The 18,448-nt window shown below is 67.3% G+C and carries 4 protein-coding genes; all 4 read right to left on the bottom strand.

The features are described from left to right. Positions 1–13 precede the first annotated feature (13 nt). The 4 genes from DL519_RS43840 to DL519_RS43825 all read right to left on the bottom strand — a co-directional run bounded on the left by DL519_RS43840 (position 14) and on the right by DL519_RS43825 (position 18,441). The gene (locus tag DL519_RS43840; protein ID WP_190823623.1) at positions 14–4,708 is read right to left on the bottom strand and encodes a WXG100-like domain-containing protein; all 4,695 of its coding nucleotides are present in this window, start codon (positions 4,706–4,708) and stop codon (positions 14–16) included. Further along, on the bottom strand, positions 4,708–5,400 hold the full coding sequence (locus DL519_RS43835) for a type VII secretion system-associated protein (RefSeq protein WP_190823622.1): 693 nt from the start codon (positions 5,398–5,400) through the stop codon (positions 4,708–4,710). The genes DL519_RS43840 and DL519_RS43835 overlap by 1 nt, the downstream gene beginning before the upstream one ends. A gap of 220 nt (positions 5,401–5,620) precedes the next feature. After that, positions 5,621–12,010 (bottom strand): beta-ketoacyl synthase N-terminal-like domain-containing protein, encoded by a 6,390-nt coding sequence (locus DL519_RS43830; RefSeq protein WP_190823621.1) that lies wholly within the window; start codon positions 12,008–12,010, stop codon positions 5,621–5,623. Positions 12,011–12,015: 5 nt separating this feature from the next. Further along, a complete protein-coding gene (locus DL519_RS43825; RefSeq protein ID WP_190823620.1) occupies positions 12,016–18,441 on the bottom strand; it encodes a type I polyketide synthase in 6,426 nt (2,141 codons plus the stop codon). Positions 18,442–18,448 lie beyond the last annotated feature (7 nt).

Below are 18,448 nucleotides of genomic sequence, written 5' to 3'. Positions count from 1 at the left end.
TCACATATTTGCCCTACGAATCAATAACAACCCCAGCCGACGCATCTCCCGGCAAGCTCACGGCAGCAGACCCACCAGCAAACAAAGACCCTTCCCCACCAGACAATTCCGCGGCCTGCCTCTCCGCAGCCTGCCTCTCCCGATCCGCACGCTCATTTCTCCTGTCCTTTTCGCGCCTCCGCTCAGCGCCTTTCGCCATCGTGTCCAACTCCGCCCGCACCATCTCGATACGCCCCGGCAGCGCCGCCAACTCCGCCCGCAAATCCTCAATACGCCCCCGCAACGCCGCCAACTCCGCTGCCAGCCGAGCCTCATCCCACTCCTGCAACCCCGCCACCAACCCCGGCCACTCCGCCCACTCCGCCTCCAGAGACGCAGCCTGCCTCAGCTCCGCCCCCAACTCCGCCTGCCGAGCCATAAGCTCCCCCAGCCGCGCATTCGCCTGCACCAGCTTCTCCTTCTCGCGGGCCCGCCTCTCCCTCTCCGCTGCCGCATCCTTTGTCTTCTTTTCCGCCGCGCCGTTCGCCATCGTGTCCACCTCCGCCCGCACCACCTCGATACGCCCCGGCAACGCCACCAACTCCGCCCGCAAATCCGCATCCAGCACCGGCGACTCCGCCAACTCCGCCCCCCGATCCGCATCCAGCACCGGCGACTCCGCCAACTCCGCCTGCCGAGCCATAAGCTCCCCCAGCCGCGCATTCGCCTGCACCCGCTTCTCCTTCGTACGGGCCCACCTCTCCTTATGCGCTGCCGCATCCTTTGTCTTCTTTTCCTCCGCGCCTTTCGCCATCGTGTCCACCTCCCCCCGCACCACCTCGATACGCCCCGGCAACGCCACCAACTCCGCCCGCAAATCCGCATCCAGCACCGGCGACACCGCCAACTCCGCCTGCCGAGCCAAAAGCTCCCCCAGCCGCGCATTCGCCTGCACCCGCTTCTCCTTCTCGCGGGCCCTCCCCTCCCTCTTAGCTGCCGCATCCTTTGTCTTCTTTTCCTCCGCGCCTTTCGCCATCGTGTCCACCTCCGCCCGCACCACCTCGATACGCCCCGGCAACGCCACCAACTCCGCCCCCCGATCCGCATCCAGCACCGGCAACACCGCCAACTCCGCCTGCCGAGCCAAAAGCTCCCCCAGCCGCGCATTCGCCTGCACCAGCTTCTCCTTCTCGCGGGCCCGCCTCTCCCTCTCCGCTGCCGCATTCTTTGCTTTCTTTTCCTCCGCGCCTTTCGCCATCGTGTCCACCTCCGCCCGCACCACCTCGATACGCCCCGGCAACGCCACCAACTCCGCCCGCAAATCCGCATCCAGCACCGGCAACACCGCCAACTCCGCCTGCCGAGCCAAAAGCTCCCCCAACCGCGCATTCGCCTGCACCCGCTTCTCCTTCGTACGGGCCCTCCACTCCCTCTGCGCTGCTATATTCCTTGCTTTCTTTTCCGCAGGCGTGCCGGTCCGGCTTGGTCCTGGCGTGCGCGTCCACCTGATCACCGGGGCCGGGTGTGCTCGCTCCACCGAGCGCGGCATGGCCGAGCCGTCGATCTCCGCCCGTGCCTGCGAACCGTGCTCCAAACCCCCGCCGGTATCAAACAGGACAACGGAATCGGCAACCGCGGCACGCAATTCCGGACCCGACCACCACAGCAACTGCCCCTCAGCACCCAGCAACGACCAATGCCCAGTACCCAGCTCACCAACGAACTCCGGCAACAACCGGCCATCACCGGTCACCGACACCTCCGTGGCATGAACACCCCCATCCTCGGTCTGAACCACATCGACATCCGCCACCCACACCCACGCACCCAACGCACGCGCGAACCGCTCCCCAAACGTCAACCCACCCGGCACCAACCGCCGATGCGCAGCACACCCCAACAACGCAACTACCAGCCCCGGCACAAAACGCTCATCCCCCCGCACCACCTCAGCGAACTCCTCAGGCGACGCCGGCCGGCCATCCGGCAACACCGCCCACCCATCCGGCCTCACATGCACACCCACAAACTGGATATCCGGCAGGTCCGCCACCAACCCCCGGGCCCGATCAATCACCTCACCCGAATCACCAAGCCCCCCAAACAACAACGGCTCCACCCGCAGCACACCAGCCACCCCCGCCCGCGACCCAACCGGCCACGGCCTACCCCCCTCCGCAGCCACGGAAATCGCCTTGCCCCGGCCGACCTCCCGGCGCATAACCGGCGCACCGGCATCCCACACGGTTCCCGCCCCGGCATCGTGTGTGGTTGTTGCCGCGGGCGGTGCGTCCCCGGCCACCGACCTCGTCTGCGCAACCGGTGTCTCATCCGAAGCCACCGTCGTCTCACCGGAGACCGGAGCAGCAGCCGACGCGTCCGCCAGGCCGGCCAGGCCCCCGCGTCCCCCAGTCGGCACCGAACCACCGGACCCGGCCACCCGCCTGGGAGCAGATCCATCCGCGGCGAATTCCGTCCACTGCGGCCCGCGCCCGCCCTGCCCCGGCGTCAACGCGACAACACGCCGCCCCATACCTCGCGCCAGAGCCGTCCCCTGACCCGGCGACACCACCACACCCGCATCCGGATCACCCTGGGACACCAGCACCACGGGTCCGCCAGTGGAATCCGCAACACCGCCCGCCACGATATCGGCCAACCCACCACCGGACACCACATCCGCCGGCACCGGCACCCGCACCGCGTTCGGCGGCAAGCCCGCAGGTAGTATCGTCGCCTGGTTCTGTTGCAGATACGGGGCCGCCTGCGACCTCTCTGCCGGCGACGTCACCGAATCCCCCGACACCGCTACAGCATCCGGGCGATACGAATCCACACCGGAAGACGCACCCTGGCCGGTCGTTGCACTCGGCGACGTCGTCTCCTGCCCCGGGAACACAGCACCACTGTCCGGGTCCGCGACCGACCCAGACCCAGACCCAGACCCAGACCCAGACCCAGACCCAGACCCAGACCCAGACCCAGACCCAGACCCAGACCCAGACCCAGACCCAGACGTGATGGTCTTCGGTAGCGCGGCATCCCAAGGCACGTCAGCAGCATGCGGGGTGCCCGCCGGTGACTTGTCCGCCGCTGTATCCCGCGCCTGCGGTGAAAACACCTCCCGCGGCCGGTCCCCCGGCACTGTCTGCCCCGCTACATCAGGCGGCACGACCGAATCTTCGCGAGGCAACCAGCGGTAGGCCAGGGGCGGTGTTTCCGGCCTGTCCGGACCGAAAACTGGTGTCACACCGGAATACGCCAGTGGTGGTGTGCCCTGCCGGTGCTGCCCGAAACCTGGCACGGCCGGAGCATCACTGGTTGGGTCCCCGTCCTTGCCGCTGCCACCGGCCCCGTCATTCCCGTCCTTACCGACCGCAACACCGGAGGCCGGATCGGAACCGGGCACCACCGGGTCTCCGTCGGAGAGCACCGACACCGCGCCCGCATCCACCGACCTGGTGGCCGGTACCGAGAAAATCGGGTCCACATCAGACACCTCAGACGTGTCCGACGGGTCGAACACGCCGCCCTTGTCCGGGGAGCCAGGGATGTTCCCTGTCTGCGACCCGGACCCTATCCCCAGCAGCGGGGTCTTCTCCTCATCAAACCCGCCACCCTCGGTGGTGGTGCCCTCACGCCGGCCGGTGCCCTCGAGATACGGGCTCGGGCCTTCCGGGTGCAGCTTGCCCCGCCACACCAACCCCGCCAAATTGCCCACACCACTGAACACCGACTCGAACACACCCGCCGTCACCGAGAACGGGTTCCAGGTCACCTCCTGGCCCGTGGCCGCCAGATACCCCACCTCCCCGAACAACTCCGACAACGCGTTCTCCAACGCCTCCCCGACCCACTCGCCGAACCGCGCCGACCACATGCCCCGCACCGACATCCCCGCATAAAAATCCAAATGCTCCCCCACCACATCCGCGAAGCGCGCCATCGCCGACACCGGATACAACTCCGCATGCTCGGCCACCGCCCGCCTCACCGCCGCCTCCAGAATCGCCGCGTCCACCTCATCGCCCAGTCCCCGCACCAGCACCTTCGTCAACGCGTTGCTCACCAGACCACCCAGCGCCGACATCGGCAGCGACACCAACGCCGAAAACGCCCCCATTCCCGCCGCCTGCTCGCTGAGCTTCCCGTCCCACTTCTCAGCCGACTTCTCACCCAGCATCTGCAACTGGGCCTGCAGATCCGGTACCACGTTGAACGCCACACCACCGGCCGCCGCCATCGCCAACCGCATGAACAACTGACCCCACCACCGCGACAACAACAACCGCATCACCGCCATCCGCGCCGCCAGCCACGCCATCGACGCACCACCGGTCGCCCCCGCCATCGCCACCGCCCACGCCATCTCCAACAACAACAATTCCAAACCATAAATCGTCACCAACTTCAAATACCGCACCTGCCGCGCCAGATCCCGCACGAACACCGCCAACTCCCGCAACGCCCCCTCACCCGAGGCCAGCAACCCATCGAAAACCTCCAAACCCCCCGCGAACCGGTCCGCCGCCTTCCCCGAAAACTCCGTCCGCACCTTCCCCACCAACTCCGCCACAAAACCCCCCACCTCCCCCACCCCCACCGCACCCGACTCCAACGCATCCGCCACCGCGAACAACACACCCTCATCCGCATCCGTCATATCCTCACCCGTCAACACCTGAAAAAGCCGCCGCACCCCCTCCGGCACCATGATCGACGAAAACATCACCACCACCCCACCCAAGAAAAACCGGAGACTGGGCAGTCTCGGGGGAAGCTCGGCCGATCCGGCCAAGCAACCCTCGACTTCACCGGATCACCGGCGGCAACTGCCGACACCCAGGAATCATTCTCTTCTATGTCCCACGCCAGAACACAACGACCTTCGTACTCACCGAGTAATTCTTCATACAGCGCAACGATTTCCTGCTCGGCGAGTTCGCCCGCGCCCCGGACGACGTCACCTGCCACACGTACCGATGCCGCACTGCCCGGGTTGAACAACACCTGGTTTTCGTCGCCCGTCAGCTCGATCAGTTCCGCAACACCAACACGCCACCACACGGGCGAGGAAACACGCCGCTTGTGCGATTCCGCCGTGGCCACAAGCACATACGCGGCTCCATCCGGCGATCGCACCACCTGCGGGTGCCCGTCGCCGTTCATGACAACCTCGAACCGCGCATCCCGGAAGATCGCCCGAATATACTTGGCCGCTTCCGGACCCTTCTGCATCAGGAAACGCAGGTTGGCATCCACCACATCGCTCGGCGAATCATTCTCCGCGGGAACATAATCCGGGTTGGCGAGGAAACGGCCGCCGCGCCCGTTCCTCTGCGACGGCCACACGTTGACGACCGACTCGATCGATGGAACCTCGTCCGCGGCCTCAGGAACCCGCTGTGGGTCCATCAACACGAACCAACGTTCCCGACTAAGCATCGCCCCTCGCCAGGGTTCGTCGCGCGTGCATTTGGAGTCGCACACGCGACGCCAGAACAACACTGCCAGTGCAACGTGGTACCCCGTTGCGAAAGCCTGGCAAGTGCGCCCCTTTTACCCGAGCATCAGAGAAGAAAGGGCATCGGTCTCGCTCCGGCTCTAAGGCTCGGAGCCGACCAGCAATGCCCCAAAGAACTCACGCGTTCTGCTCAACGACGCGCAGCGCGAGTTCTGGAACGTGGTAGATGCGAGCGCCGTCGACCCACAGCGAAGCGTCGGCCACCGCGAAGCGGCCGTCGGGGTCCTCGCCGAGTTCCAGCACGTCCAGCTCGACTGTCACCGTTTGGTTGGCCGGCGTGACCTGTCCCCGGTACTTCCAGGTCAGCGGCCGATCGGTCACCAACGAAAACCGCGGGTCGGTCACGCCGTCGCCCAGCCCACGGTCGATCATGTAGAACCTCAGCAGCTGGCACATCGCTTCCACCCCCAGCGAACCCGGTTGCACGGGGTCCTGGAAGAAGTGGGCCTTGAAATACCACTCGCCGGGCCGGACGTCTTTCTCCGCCACCACTCGGCCGAGCCCGGCCTTGCCGCCGTCAGGCCAGTACCCGGTGATGCGATCCAGCACCAGCAGCATCGGACCGGCCAGTCGCAGCGAGCCGTCCCCGTCGTAGGGAAGCAGCTCTCGACACGAGTCGCCGGAAAGTCGCTCGCCTCTTGTGGAGGGCAGGCCTATTTGCTCGGCGAATGCCTGTGCGGGAAAGAACCCGAACACACTCGAAGCATGCAGCAACCGTTGCCCGTCGGCCTCTACGTCCACATCGAAAGAGACGATGATCGTGCCGGAATACCGGGAAATGTTCAGCAGGGTGACCGTCGTGCGTAGCGTCTGCACCGACTGGTTCACCTCGCCGAGAATAGTGGCGCTGCCGTCCAGATTGCGGAAAAGAAAGTCCTCTTCGGACGACAGCGTGCATCCCGCGTAGGAGGCGAACCACCCGCACGGCTGCAGCGCCACTTCCATCAACACCGCCAACGGCATCACCGGATACCCGTTCTCCGCCCAGTACCAGGCATCCGCCGGCAGGTCGTATTCGGCGACGGCGTGACCGCCTGCGGTCATCGCGCCCTGCGGCGCGCCGACCGAGACGATCCGCGAGATGAAGTGGTACGGCGGCCCCGGCAACCGCGCCGAACGCCGGACGCCATCGAACGGGGCGAACGCGGGGCCGAACGCATCGGTCGGCTTGCCCCAGGCCGATGCGAGAAGCCCGGAACGGCCGAAGATGCCGCTGTCGACTTCGGCTTCCTGAAAGGGAACCAAGGTGGCCAGCGGCCAATCCGGCACCAGGCGCAGCCCGACTCGTCTCGCGTGGAACGCCTTGACCCCGTCCACCGTGCACAGTACGTCGGCGGTCAGGGTCGGTACCGGACCCGCCGAAACTTCGGTGACGAAAACTTCGTAGGTGATCGACCGGCTGTCTGGGGTCACCTGGCCGCGACAGCGCATGGCCACCGGGTCGCCGGTCACCGGCTCGAACCGCCAGCCGTCGGCGTCCACGGTGTGCCCGAGTGCCGCAAGGTAGAAGGCCATTGCCTGCAGGCAGCCTTCGTACATCAGGGTGCCGGGCATGCACGGGTCGTCCTTGAAGTGGCCTTCGAAGAACCAGTCGTCGGCGGAGACCGGTGTTTCCGCCCGCAGATAACCGCGTTTCCACGGACCGCCAGCCGGATCGAACTCGGTGACCTCGCGCAGCAGCAGCATCTTTCCGCCGGCGATGCGCGGGGTGCGGACGTGCGCCTGGGTGCACAGCCATTCCGGGCCGAAGCAGTCGTCCGGCCGCCCCGCCGCGAATGCGGCGACCTGCTCGGCTGAGAAGCTGCGCGCCGAGCACACCACCTGCGGTTCATCGAGCCATCGAGCGGGTTCCGGGGTCTCGCCGGCCGGATCCCACAGGACGCCGCTGGTGTCGGCAAGCTCATGGTCGCTGAAGAACCCCGCCTGGCCGCCGCGCACGCTCAGCCTGAGTTCGCCGTCGACCCGGCAGTCGTAGTGAAAGAAGAAAAGGCGCGTGCCACCGTGGTCGCCGTGCCCGTCGATGTGGATGTCGAAGTCGAGCACCTCACCGGGCGCGGGTGGGCTGCCGTGAAAAGTCAGCTCGCAGCCCAGCAGCCGGTAAACGCGTTCGCCGCGGTTGAGCAGATCCACCCCCATCCAGCTGATCAGGAGCAAGTCCGCCTGTCCTGCCTCGATCATCAGACCGGCCGGCATGCGCCCGGTCGGATCGAGATACCACGCATCGGCGGTCACGTCGGTCTGGGTCCAGATCGTGCCGGTCCCCAACCGCCCGCGCGGCGCATCGATCCCGGTCACCCGGTCGGCCAGCAGCATCGGAGGCTGGGGCATCCGGACCTGACGCCGAAACCCGTCCTGCGCCCGGAACTCCGGCCCGAACACCTCCGAAATCCGCCCACTCGCCAACTGCACAAGCTGCTCCCGACCGAAAATCGGGCCGCTCAACTGCCCGGTCGGGTGCTGGGTGAAGGGCGCCTCTGACCAACGTACTTGGTCAACGGTGCCCTGCACCTCGCCCCGACCGGGCGTACCGGGTCGGCTCATCAGGACCAGGCGTGATTTCTCGAGCAGGGCGAGGTATTGCTGATGCACCTGGGCATGGCTTTCGAGGAACTCCTGGTGCGTCGAAGCGACGATGCGGTGCCATTCGCCGTCCGCGTGGAATGCCGCCCTCTCGACCGGAGTCTGGACGGGTGCCGGAGTCTGGACTGGCAGTAGCGTCTCGCCGGCGGGATCCGGGACCGGTGCCAACAGCTCGCCCACTGGAGGAAGCGCCGGTGCCGGATGCATTCGCTGCTCCGCGTGCGGTTCCGGTAGCACGATCGGCGGAGGATGTGCCTCGGTGACGAAGGCCTCGACCACGGGGCGTGGCGCGGGCCGACCGGTCGCCAGCGCGCCGAGGAGCCGTTCGTGGTCGACGATGACACCCGCTGCGACCAGTTCCGCGACCGCGCGTGTTAGCTGGCGCAGGCTCCGGCCGTCAGCCGAATCCAGCGCTACGGCCACATGCTCCCGGTCGCCGAGAATCCGCTGGATCCATCCTGTGCACAGTCCGCGCGGCCCGTGCTCGATGAACACCCGGACCCCGTCGCGCCACGCCCGCTCGACGGTCCCGATGAAATCGATTGTGCCGACCGCCTGCGCGGTCACGGCGTCGGCGGCATTCTGCGCGGTCACCAAGTACGGCTCCGTGGTGGCGCAGGAGTAAAAGCGCACGTCCGGCAGGTCGAAGGTGGGCCGGCGGTGCAGCTCCCAATACTGGTGCCGTACCTCGTCGACCTCCGGGACGTGCGCGGCGATGTCGTAGTCGAGCGGCAGTGCGTTCGGTTGTCCCAGCCGCCGCAGCACACGCTGGCAGCCCTCGGATTCACCGCCGAGAACACTCACCCCGGGCGCGTTCATCGCCATCAGGTGCACGGCGGGTTCACCGGCGACGGCCTCGCGGACGGCTTCCGCTGATGCGCTGACGATGTAGGCGGCCCATTTCTCGCCCGTAACGCCGTGCCGCCGCCACGCCCGGCGCACGGCGGCGAACTCCCCGGCGAGCGCGCTGGTCAACACCACGGAGTCCTCGACTTCCGCAACCAGCCGCGGTACGTCGCGCCATGCGCCCATCGCGACCAGTGCGCTGGATTCCCCCGAGGAATAGCCGATGACCGCGGTGGGTTTCACGCCGAGCAAGCCCCGCGTGATCTCCGTGTGCAGCTGACCGAGTACTGACGCGCCCCAAATCTGGTCCAACGCACGTGGTGCCGTCCCGGCGTACGCCCACCCGATCAGTTCGGCCAACGATCCACAACGCTGTTCGACTCGTTGCCGGATATCCGGCAGCGCGAGCATGACCTCTCGCCCCATCCGCGAGTAGCTGGCGGAACCATTGGAGAACACGAACGCCGCTTCGCCCACAATCGGTTCGTTCCGGAACGCCACCCCTTCCGGCTGGAGGCCCTGCCCGGCCAGCCAACGTTCGGCGGCCCCGATCCGATCGTGCAGCTGAGTATGGTCGGCAGCCCGGACGACCAGTCGCGCCGGTCCCGTGTCGGTTTCCCGGCCTGCCCGCGCGGCAGCGAGGGCGGTGGCCGCATCGGCGCCGGAAAACACGTGCAATCTGCCGACGCCATCGGCGATCCACGAATCCACGGAGTCAGCCCGGAGTCCGAGACGTCGCTCCTGCGCCCCCAGCGTCGACACCGCCACAGCCGCGCTCCGACGGTCAACGGACGGATCGGCCGGCTGGTCGACACGCGGTATCGCCCCATGCCGCACGGCTACGGCGGCGCACGCCACGGCAAGCAACCCCTTGGCCGCATGCGGCACCCCGAAAACCTTGGCGGGGTCGAAGGATTCTCTGGAACTATTAGCCACCTGATTCTGCTGGTTCGCAATTTCAATGGAAATCGGATCCCTAATTTCCATTGAAATTGCGCCGTCACCCACGACGAGGCCAACGTCCGGCTGGGGGTCCGTGAGAACGGCGAGTACGTCGTCGCCGTCCCGGCGCGCGTCGTCGAGGCGTTTGAGAACCAGCACGACGGCTGCATCGCCGGGTGGGACGTCGATGTTCAGGTCTGCGAGAGCTTTGCGGTGCACCTGCTCGTGGGAGAGGTCGACGGCACCGACCAACACCGCGTCGGCCTCCCGCGAGCGCAAGGCTCGCTCGCCGATTTCGAGCGCCACCAGACCGGATGCTTCCTCCGCCGAGACGGTGAAGCTCGGTCCGGCTAGGTCCAACTGGGCATTGATCCGGTTCGCCACGACGTTCGGCATCGTGCCGACGACCGCGGGAGCGTCGAGTACCGGCGCGAAAGCGTTCGGATACTGCTCGCGTTGCTCCGATTCGCCGAGGTTGCTCGCCACGCGTGTGCGGGTCGGATACCGGGCCACCTCGACATCGCAACCCATTCCGATCAGCACCATCGTCCGATCCCGAACCAGACTGACATCGCGCACCGCCTCGCGGGCGGCCTCCAGAATCGACACCTGCTGGCCCAGCGACTTCTGCAGGTCCGCTGGTGGCACGCGAAGTTTCGGGACAGCGACCGCGTAGTCGACGGCCGGGCCCAGGCGGGAGGTCCCACACAGTAGAGCATCGCGGAACTCGTCGAAGTCCGCGCAGTCGGCGACTCGCGCGCCGATCCCCACGATCGCGACCTCATCGGGTCGTGAGTGCCAAGACCGGTTAGAGGCCGTTTTCGCACTCACGACCACGTTGTCACCTGTCCATTGTTCGAGGACCAGGTGGGCGTTGTTGCCGCCGAAGCCGAACGCGCTAATCCCGGCGCGGCGGTGGCCGTCCCATGCTTCGGCTTCGTGCAGCAGGCGCAGTGGGGTGTCGCGCAGCGCTTCGACCGGCTCGTCGGCTCCGAGCGTTGGAGGGCGAATGCCGGCGTCCATCGCGGCAAGCACCTTCAGCACACCGGCGGCTCCTGCGGCCGTGATGAGGTGGCCGGTGTTCGACTTAGCCGAACCGATCGGCAGATCCCGCGCCCCGGCGAAGGCCCGCGATGTGCTGCGAACCTCGACCGCATCGCCGAGGCTGGTGCCGGTCGCGTGGCACTCGAGAAGCGACACCGACTCGGGCGAGATCTCAGCGTCGGCATATGCCTGCTGGAGCGCGCGAACCTGGCCCTCCTCGGTGGGCACCAGGATGCCCTTCGACCGTCCGTCGTTGGACAGTCCTACACCGCGAATCACGCCACGAATCCGAACGCCCGCGGCGAGGGCGTCGGACAACCTCATCAGGGCGACGAAGGCCGCACCTTCGGCCGGGACCAGGCCGTCGGCATCGCGGTGGAAGGGACGGCTGCGTCCGGTAGGGCTCAGCGCGGACAGCGCACTGAACGCCTGGTGGATCGCGAGGTCGTCGGTCCGGTTGACCGCGCCCGCCACCATGAGATCCGCCGTGCCATCGTGCAGGCGATCGCACGCCAACTTGATCGCGTAGAGCGACGATGCGCACGCCGCGTCCAACGCGAAGGAGCCCGCACCCAAGCCGAGCGCGGCCGCCGCGAAATGCGCCGGGATACCGGAGGAAAACCGGTTCAGCGCGCTGGGTTCGGGCCCATCGAGCAGGCCGGACAGAACCGCCCGGACAGCGGGCGTCTGGTCGGACAACCACACGCTCTCGGCAAAACGCACCATCCCGTCCGTGGGCAGCGACAGATTGCCGAGCACCAGTCCGGCGCGTTCGTGGGGCTGGTCGACGCCTGCTTCCCCCAGTGCTTGGCGCGCACCGTGCAGTACCCAGCGATACGACTCGTCCAGCACGCCGATCCGCGCGGCATCGACCTGCAACCCATCAGGATCGAAGACATCGGCGAAACCGGAGACATAACCGCCGACGTCACTGCTGATGCCAAGTGGCACGTCGCCGGCGGGCAGTCTCCAGCGGCCTTCGGGAACCCGGGTGAGGCTGACACGGCGTTCGATGATGTTGTCCCAGAATGCATCCGGGTCAAGTGCGCCCGGTAGTACGCACCCACGACCGACGATGGCGATCGGCTCGAACACGCCCGTCACCTCCCGCTCGGGGCGCCATCGGGGCGGGCCACCAGGCGAAGCCGGTGCAGCTCGGCGACGGGTGTGCCGTCGGCGGCGCAGAGCTGGAGATCGCACTCAGCATGAGCGCTGTGCACCTGTCCCGCTCGTATGATGCTCGTGCCCGCGCCGTCCAGCATTCCCGGACGATGCAGCCGGAATTCGCCGACGCCCATGGGCAGCGCGGCGGTCCCCAGCGCCCGCTCAGCCCACAAGGTCGCCAACTGGATACCGCCGTCCACCGCCGCCGGATCGGTGTGACGGTGCTCATCCGGCCAGCCCAGCACACGCGCGCCGACAACCGTCCCAACCGCTCCGGCCGCGGAGACCCCGTCGACGCCGCGGAGGGCCTGGAACGCCGGACCGTGGAACAGCAGGTAGCCGTCGTAGATCGGCCTGTCGCCGAAGGCGTCCAGGCCCGCCGGAACGTCCCATCGGCGCGGTGCGTCGACCGCAGTTTCAATTGTTTCAGTTGAAACCGCGGTCCCTCCGTAGTCCAGTTTCGCTCGGTAATGCGGCAACTCCCCCGTGCCATGCAGGACCAGGGATCCGCCGGGCTCGCAGGTGATGCGCACGATATCGCCGTCTCCGGCGAAGTGGTCAAGGGTGATCTTGCGGAGTACGTCGAGGTCGCGAAGCGCAACGGTTTCACACGTCCCGGCCAGGTGCGCCGCGGCGGTGAACCACTCCAGCACCATCGCGACCGGAACCACCGTCGTGCCGGCAACGGAGTGGTCCGCCAGATACGGATGCGACCGGTCGGTGACCACGATCTCCCCGGCTGCACTGGGCTCGGCTTTCGGGAAGGTGCCCGCGGCGCACACGACCTGCACAGGATCGCGCGCACCCAGTACCTCGTCGACGAAGGCTTTCGCCCCTGCTTCGATCGGGATCAGCTGGACTCCGGAGGCCCGCAAGCGGTCGGCCAGCGACGCATCCACCATCCCGCCGTCCCACGGGCCCCACGCAATGGTGCGGACCAGGCACCCCGGGCGTTTCGTGCGCTCTGCCGCGGCGATCTGGGTGATGACCTCGTTGGCCATGGCGTAGTCGCTCTGCCCCGCGTTGCCGTAGCAGGCTGCGACCGAGGAGAACACGCAGAGGAGATCAAGGGGATCCTCCGCTGTCACGTCGAGCAGGGTGCGCAGGCCGTCGACCTTCGTGCCGAAGACGTAGTCGAGCTGTTCGTCGGTCTTGTCCTTGATGGTCTTGTCCGCCAGCACCCCGGCACCGTGCACGAGCCCAGTGATCGGCCCCCACTCCGCGCGCACTTCCGCCAGGGCTTCGCTCAGCGCCGCGCTGTCGCGGACATCCACGGGAAGATAGCGGGCCGGCGAACCGCAGGATTCCAGCGCGTCGAGCGTCGCCCGGATTTCGCGGCAGGAAAGCACTCTGGCGGCTTCGGACCTGATCCGCTGCGGTGCAGCTGGCTCACCACTGGTCCGCAGATGCTCGGCCACCGCCTCCCGCACAGCTGCCTCGCCGGACACGCCAGACAGGTAAGACGGCTCATCCGCCAAGGGCGTGCGGCCGAGCAGGACGAGCTTGGGTTTGCGTGCGGCGGCGAGGGCTCGCGCCGCCATCGCGGTCACACCGCGCGCTCCACCGCTGATGACGATCACAGAATCCGGGCCGATCACATCGGTCCACGAGTCGCCGAACGGCGCCTCGGCGTGGTGAAGCACGGTGCGAGCGCCGTCAGCGGTCAGTCCCACGTCAGTCACCGCGCCACCGGTGAGCAGCTCACGAGCGATTGCCCGCGCCAGCTCGGCGCCGCTGCGCCCACCCCGCTCGCAGTCGATCGCTTTGACCGCCGTGCCCGGCCATTCCTTCGCGGCGGTACGCGCCAGCGCCGCGACCCCGCCGAGCCACACGCGTTCCGGCGCGGAGCCGGACAGCCCGAAGTCACCACCGGTGTCCTGCACCGCAACGAAAACCCTGGGTGTTTCCGAACGACCAGCGACCATCGCGCGAGCCACCCGCAATGCCTCCCGGTTGACCGCGATGGCCTCCTCTGCCGAGCCAGAGCGCAGGCCCCCGAGGAAGATGACGCCGTCGGTGTCGCCCAGTACATCCGCGGTGACGAACGCGCGCACACCGTGCTCGACGAGTTCGGCCGCGAGAGGCTCGGCCACGCCGGTTCCGTCCTCGGTGATCGCTATCGACGCGCCGATCAACCCGGGCAGCGCGAAGCCGACCGCCGGTGCCCGCCGGGTGGAAATGGCCTGTCGCGTCAACTCGGTCGGCTTGTCACTCGGTGTTACTTCCTGGGGCGCGGCAGGTTCGGCTCCGACGTGTACCACGCCGCTATCCCCGGCGCCGAGCAGTTCAGCCACCTCACCCAGCGTTGCGGCGGCACCCAGCAATGCCGGATCAACCTCTGCCAGACCGGGAACCCGCTCCCGCACCGCCGAAAGAATCTCCACCCGCTTGATCGAATCAATGCCCAGATCCGACTCCAACTCCATACCCGCATCAAGCACGCTCAACGGATAACCCGTCTTCTCCGCCACCACCTCCAACACCAACGCCACATCAACACCGCTCGAATCCGGCTCCGCAGCCGGGTTCTCGACCGAAGCCGCGTATGCGTCGAATGACGGCGCCACGGAATCAGAAGCGGGAACCGGGACACCCACGGGTTCCGGTATTGCCCGCCGGGTGGAAATGGCCTGTCGCGTCAACTCTGTCGGCTTGTCACTCGGTGTTACTTCCTGGGGCGGGGCAGGTTCGGCTCCGACGTGTACCACGCCGCTATCCCCGGCACCGAGCAGTTCAGCCACCTCGCCGAGCGTTCCGGCGGCACCCAGCAACGCCGGATCAACCTCTGCCAGATCAGGAACCCGCTCCCGCACCGCCGAAAGAATCTCCACCCGCTTGATCGAATCAATGCCCAGATCCGACTCCAACTCCATACCCGCATCAAGCACGCTCAACGGATAACCCGTCTTCTCCGCCACCACCTCCAACACCAACGCCACATCAACACCGCCCGAATCCGGCTCCGCAGCCGGGTTCTCAACCGAAGCCGCGTATGCGTCGTATGACGGCGCCACGGAATCAGAAGCGGGAACCGGGACACTCACGGGTTCCGGTAAAGCCGATGGCACTTGGGGCACGGTGTAGCCGGCATGGTCCCAAGGGGTAACAGCGGGCTGCATGGCAGCCGCTTCGGGCACGCTAGCGGGAGAGAACCCACCGGGCGCTGCTTGCGGCACGCCGCCAGAAGACAATCCGCCGGGCGCTGCTTGCGGCACGCCGCCAGAAGACAATCCGCCGAGAGCCGCTTCGGACATGCGGAGGAACGCCAGGTGCGTCTCGGCCATCACGCGCTGGTAGGTGGCATGCGCTTCGCTCGCCTGCCGCTGCGTCTCCCGCAACGCGTCTAGCCAGGGGTCCGAAACGGGGTGAGAGGCACCCCTGACCAGGTTGCTTTGTGAAGGGTGCCCCTCACCTGGCACCCAATCGGGGGAAGGTCGATGTCCGTGGACGACAGGTCCGTCCACGGCTTCGGGAAATGGGGTGGTGCTCTTGGCTTGCTGTGGTGGGTTGGGCGGCGGGAGTTCGTGGGCACCGCCGGGCGGTGGATACGGTTTGCCGTAGTTCGCGCCGATCAGGTCCACTGTCATGCCGGGTTTTTCGTCCATTCGGGGTTCCTCGATCGGCGTGAACGGGCACCACAGTGCCTCGAAGTTCAGGGGGATACCGCGCACGGCGAGCTGGGCCAGCCCTTCGTGCAGGGCGGTGACCCCGTCGGTGCGGGCGTGATCCAGGCTGACCGACAGGTGTTCGCGTCCGGCCAGGATGTCGCTGGTCAGTCTCGTGAGGGTCGCTCCCGCACCGACCTCGACGAACGTACGGACACCGTTGGCGTGCATGGTCTCGATCTGGTCGACGAACCGGACCGGCCGTTGAAGGTGGTCGGCCAGGCGGTCCCGGATCGCGTCCGGGTCGGGCGGGTAGCGATCGGCTTCCGCGTTCGAGTACGCGTCGATTCGCGGCGGCGCGACGTCCACAGCCGTAAGGAATTCCCGCAGCGGTGCGCGGGCGGAGTCCATGAGCGGGCTGTGGAATGCGGCGGCTGTGTTCAGTTTCCGGGCAGCTCGGCCGGCTTCGGCAAGCCACTTCGCCAGCCGGTCGATCGCCTCGGTGGTGCCGGACACCGCGACTTGTTTGGGTGCGTTGTGGTTGGCGACCCACAGCTGGTCGTCGAGATCCGCAACGATCGAGCGGACGTCGTCGATGGAACCCGCGACCGCGAGCATAGCTCCTTGTGAAGTGGCGGCGTCCCGCATCAGTTCTCCGCGCTTGCGTGCCAGCCTGATGAGCGTCTCGGCGTCGTAGCAACCGGCGACGTGCAACGCAACCAGCTCTCCGAAGCTGTGCCCCGCAACGGCATCCGGCGAGACGCCCAAGGTGCGCAGAACTTCCAGCAGTGCAAGGCTTTGCACAGCGAGAGCCGGTTGTGCCCACTCCGTGCGGGTCAGCCGGCGGTCTTGCTGAGCCCGCTCGTCCTCGGTGAAGACGGGAGGCGGGAACACCACGCGATGCAGCGCGACACCGTCGAAGAAGATTCCAGCGGCCGAGTCCCACGCACTCCTGGCGGCCGGATGAAGCATCGCGACCTCTGCGCCCATCCCGACGTACTGGCTGCCCTGCCCGGAGAACAGGAGTCCCAGCTTGCCGGGATCGATACGACGAGGCGCATAGTAGACACCTCGCGGGGCGGACAACGCCGTCTCCGGATCCGCTTCGATGCGGTCCGCTGTCGCTTCCAGCTTCGCGGTCAGATCGGCTTCGGTGGTCGCCACGATTGCCAGTTTGGACTGGGCGGTGTGGTCGAACGCGCCTTGCGTCTCCCGCGCGATCGCGGCCAGCGGGCGGGAGACACCTGAGCTTGCCCGGCACGCGCTCACAAGCGCCTGCGGGGAATCGGCCGAGAACAAAACCAGCTCGGAGGAGGCTGCCCTGGTCAACTCGGGCGCACGGCTCTCCGACCCCGGCGAGGGCCGGTACTCCTCCAACGTGACGTGGAAATCTGTTCCGCCGAAGCCGAAGCTGGACACCGCAGCGCGCCGCGGATGGCTGCCATCGCTGATCCATGGACGTGCCTGGGTGTTCAGGTAGAACGGGCTGTCGGCGAATCCGAGTGCCGGATTGGGGCGGTCGACCTTGATCGTCGGTGGCAATGCCTTTTGACTCAATGCGAGCGTGGCCTTGAGCAGACCGGCAGCGCCCGCCGCGTTCTTGGTGTGGCCGATCTGCGACTTCACCGAGCCAAGTGCGCACCACTGGGTGCCGGAGCGTCCGGCCGCACTGAACACAGCTCGAAGTCCGGCGAACTCGGCAGCGTCCCCGGCGGCGGTTCCAGTGCCGTGCGCCTCGACGAGCTCCACCGTTTCCGGACCGTAGCCCGCTGCGCCGTAGGCCCGGCGCAGCGCCCTGGCCTGCCCTTCGGGCACCGGCGCGTAGATGGAGCTGCCGCGCCCGTCCGAGGCGGTGCCGATGCCGCGGATGACCGCGTGAATCCGGTCGCCGTCGCGCTCGGCATCTTCGAGGCGGCGAATCGCGAACAGGACAATCCCTTCCCCGAGAACCATGCCGTCGGCCTGGTCCGAGAAGGGACGGCAATCGCCAGTTGGAGAAAGCGCAGGTGTCTTGCTGAAGCAGGTGTACATCACCGGATCGTTGAGTGTGTCCACCCCGCCCGTGATCACCAGGTCGGCCTGTCCGGTGGCGAGTTCGTTCGCCCCGCTGGACAACGCAGCCAACGAGCTCGCACACGCGGCGTCCGTGGTGTAGTTGCTCCCGTGCAGGTCGAACCTGTTCGCGATCCGCCCGGCCACGACGTTGCTGAGCAAGCCAGGCAGGCTGGCCTCCTGCCACGGGACGTAGCTGGCTGCGATTCGATCGCAGATCGCCTGCGCCTGGTCCTCGGCGATGCCGCTCTCCCGCAACGCCTTCAGCCACACCGGCCGCTGGATGCGACTGCCCATAGTGGTCAGCAGTTCCAGCGACGACGTACCGAGGATAACGCTCACCCGCTCGCGATCCACACCCGACAGGCCGGTAAGGCCGGACAGCAGTTGTTCGGCTGCCACGAGTGCAAGCAGTTGACTGGTGTCGGTGGCTTCCATCACCTTGGGGGGAATGCCGTGAGCGAGCGGATCGAACGGCACCGGGGAGAGGAACGCGCCGCGATGCGCATAGGTCTTGTCCGGTGCCGCCGGATCCGGGTCGTAGTGGTCCTCGACCAGCCAGTGCGTCGCCGGTACCTCGGTGACCTGGTCCTCTCCCGTCACGACGGTGCGCCAAAATCCGCCCGGATCGGAAGAACCCGGCAGCAGCGCGCTGACCCCGACAATCGCGACCGGCGGCATGGTTCTCGTTCTCGCCTCGGGCATGGCCTTG

The organism is Saccharopolyspora pogona (genome assembly GCF_014697215.1).
Taxonomy (GTDB): Bacteria; Actinomycetota; Actinomycetes; order Mycobacteriales; family Pseudonocardiaceae; genus Saccharopolyspora; species Saccharopolyspora hattusasensis.
This window is presented reverse-complemented; position numbering and strand designations above follow the sequence as displayed.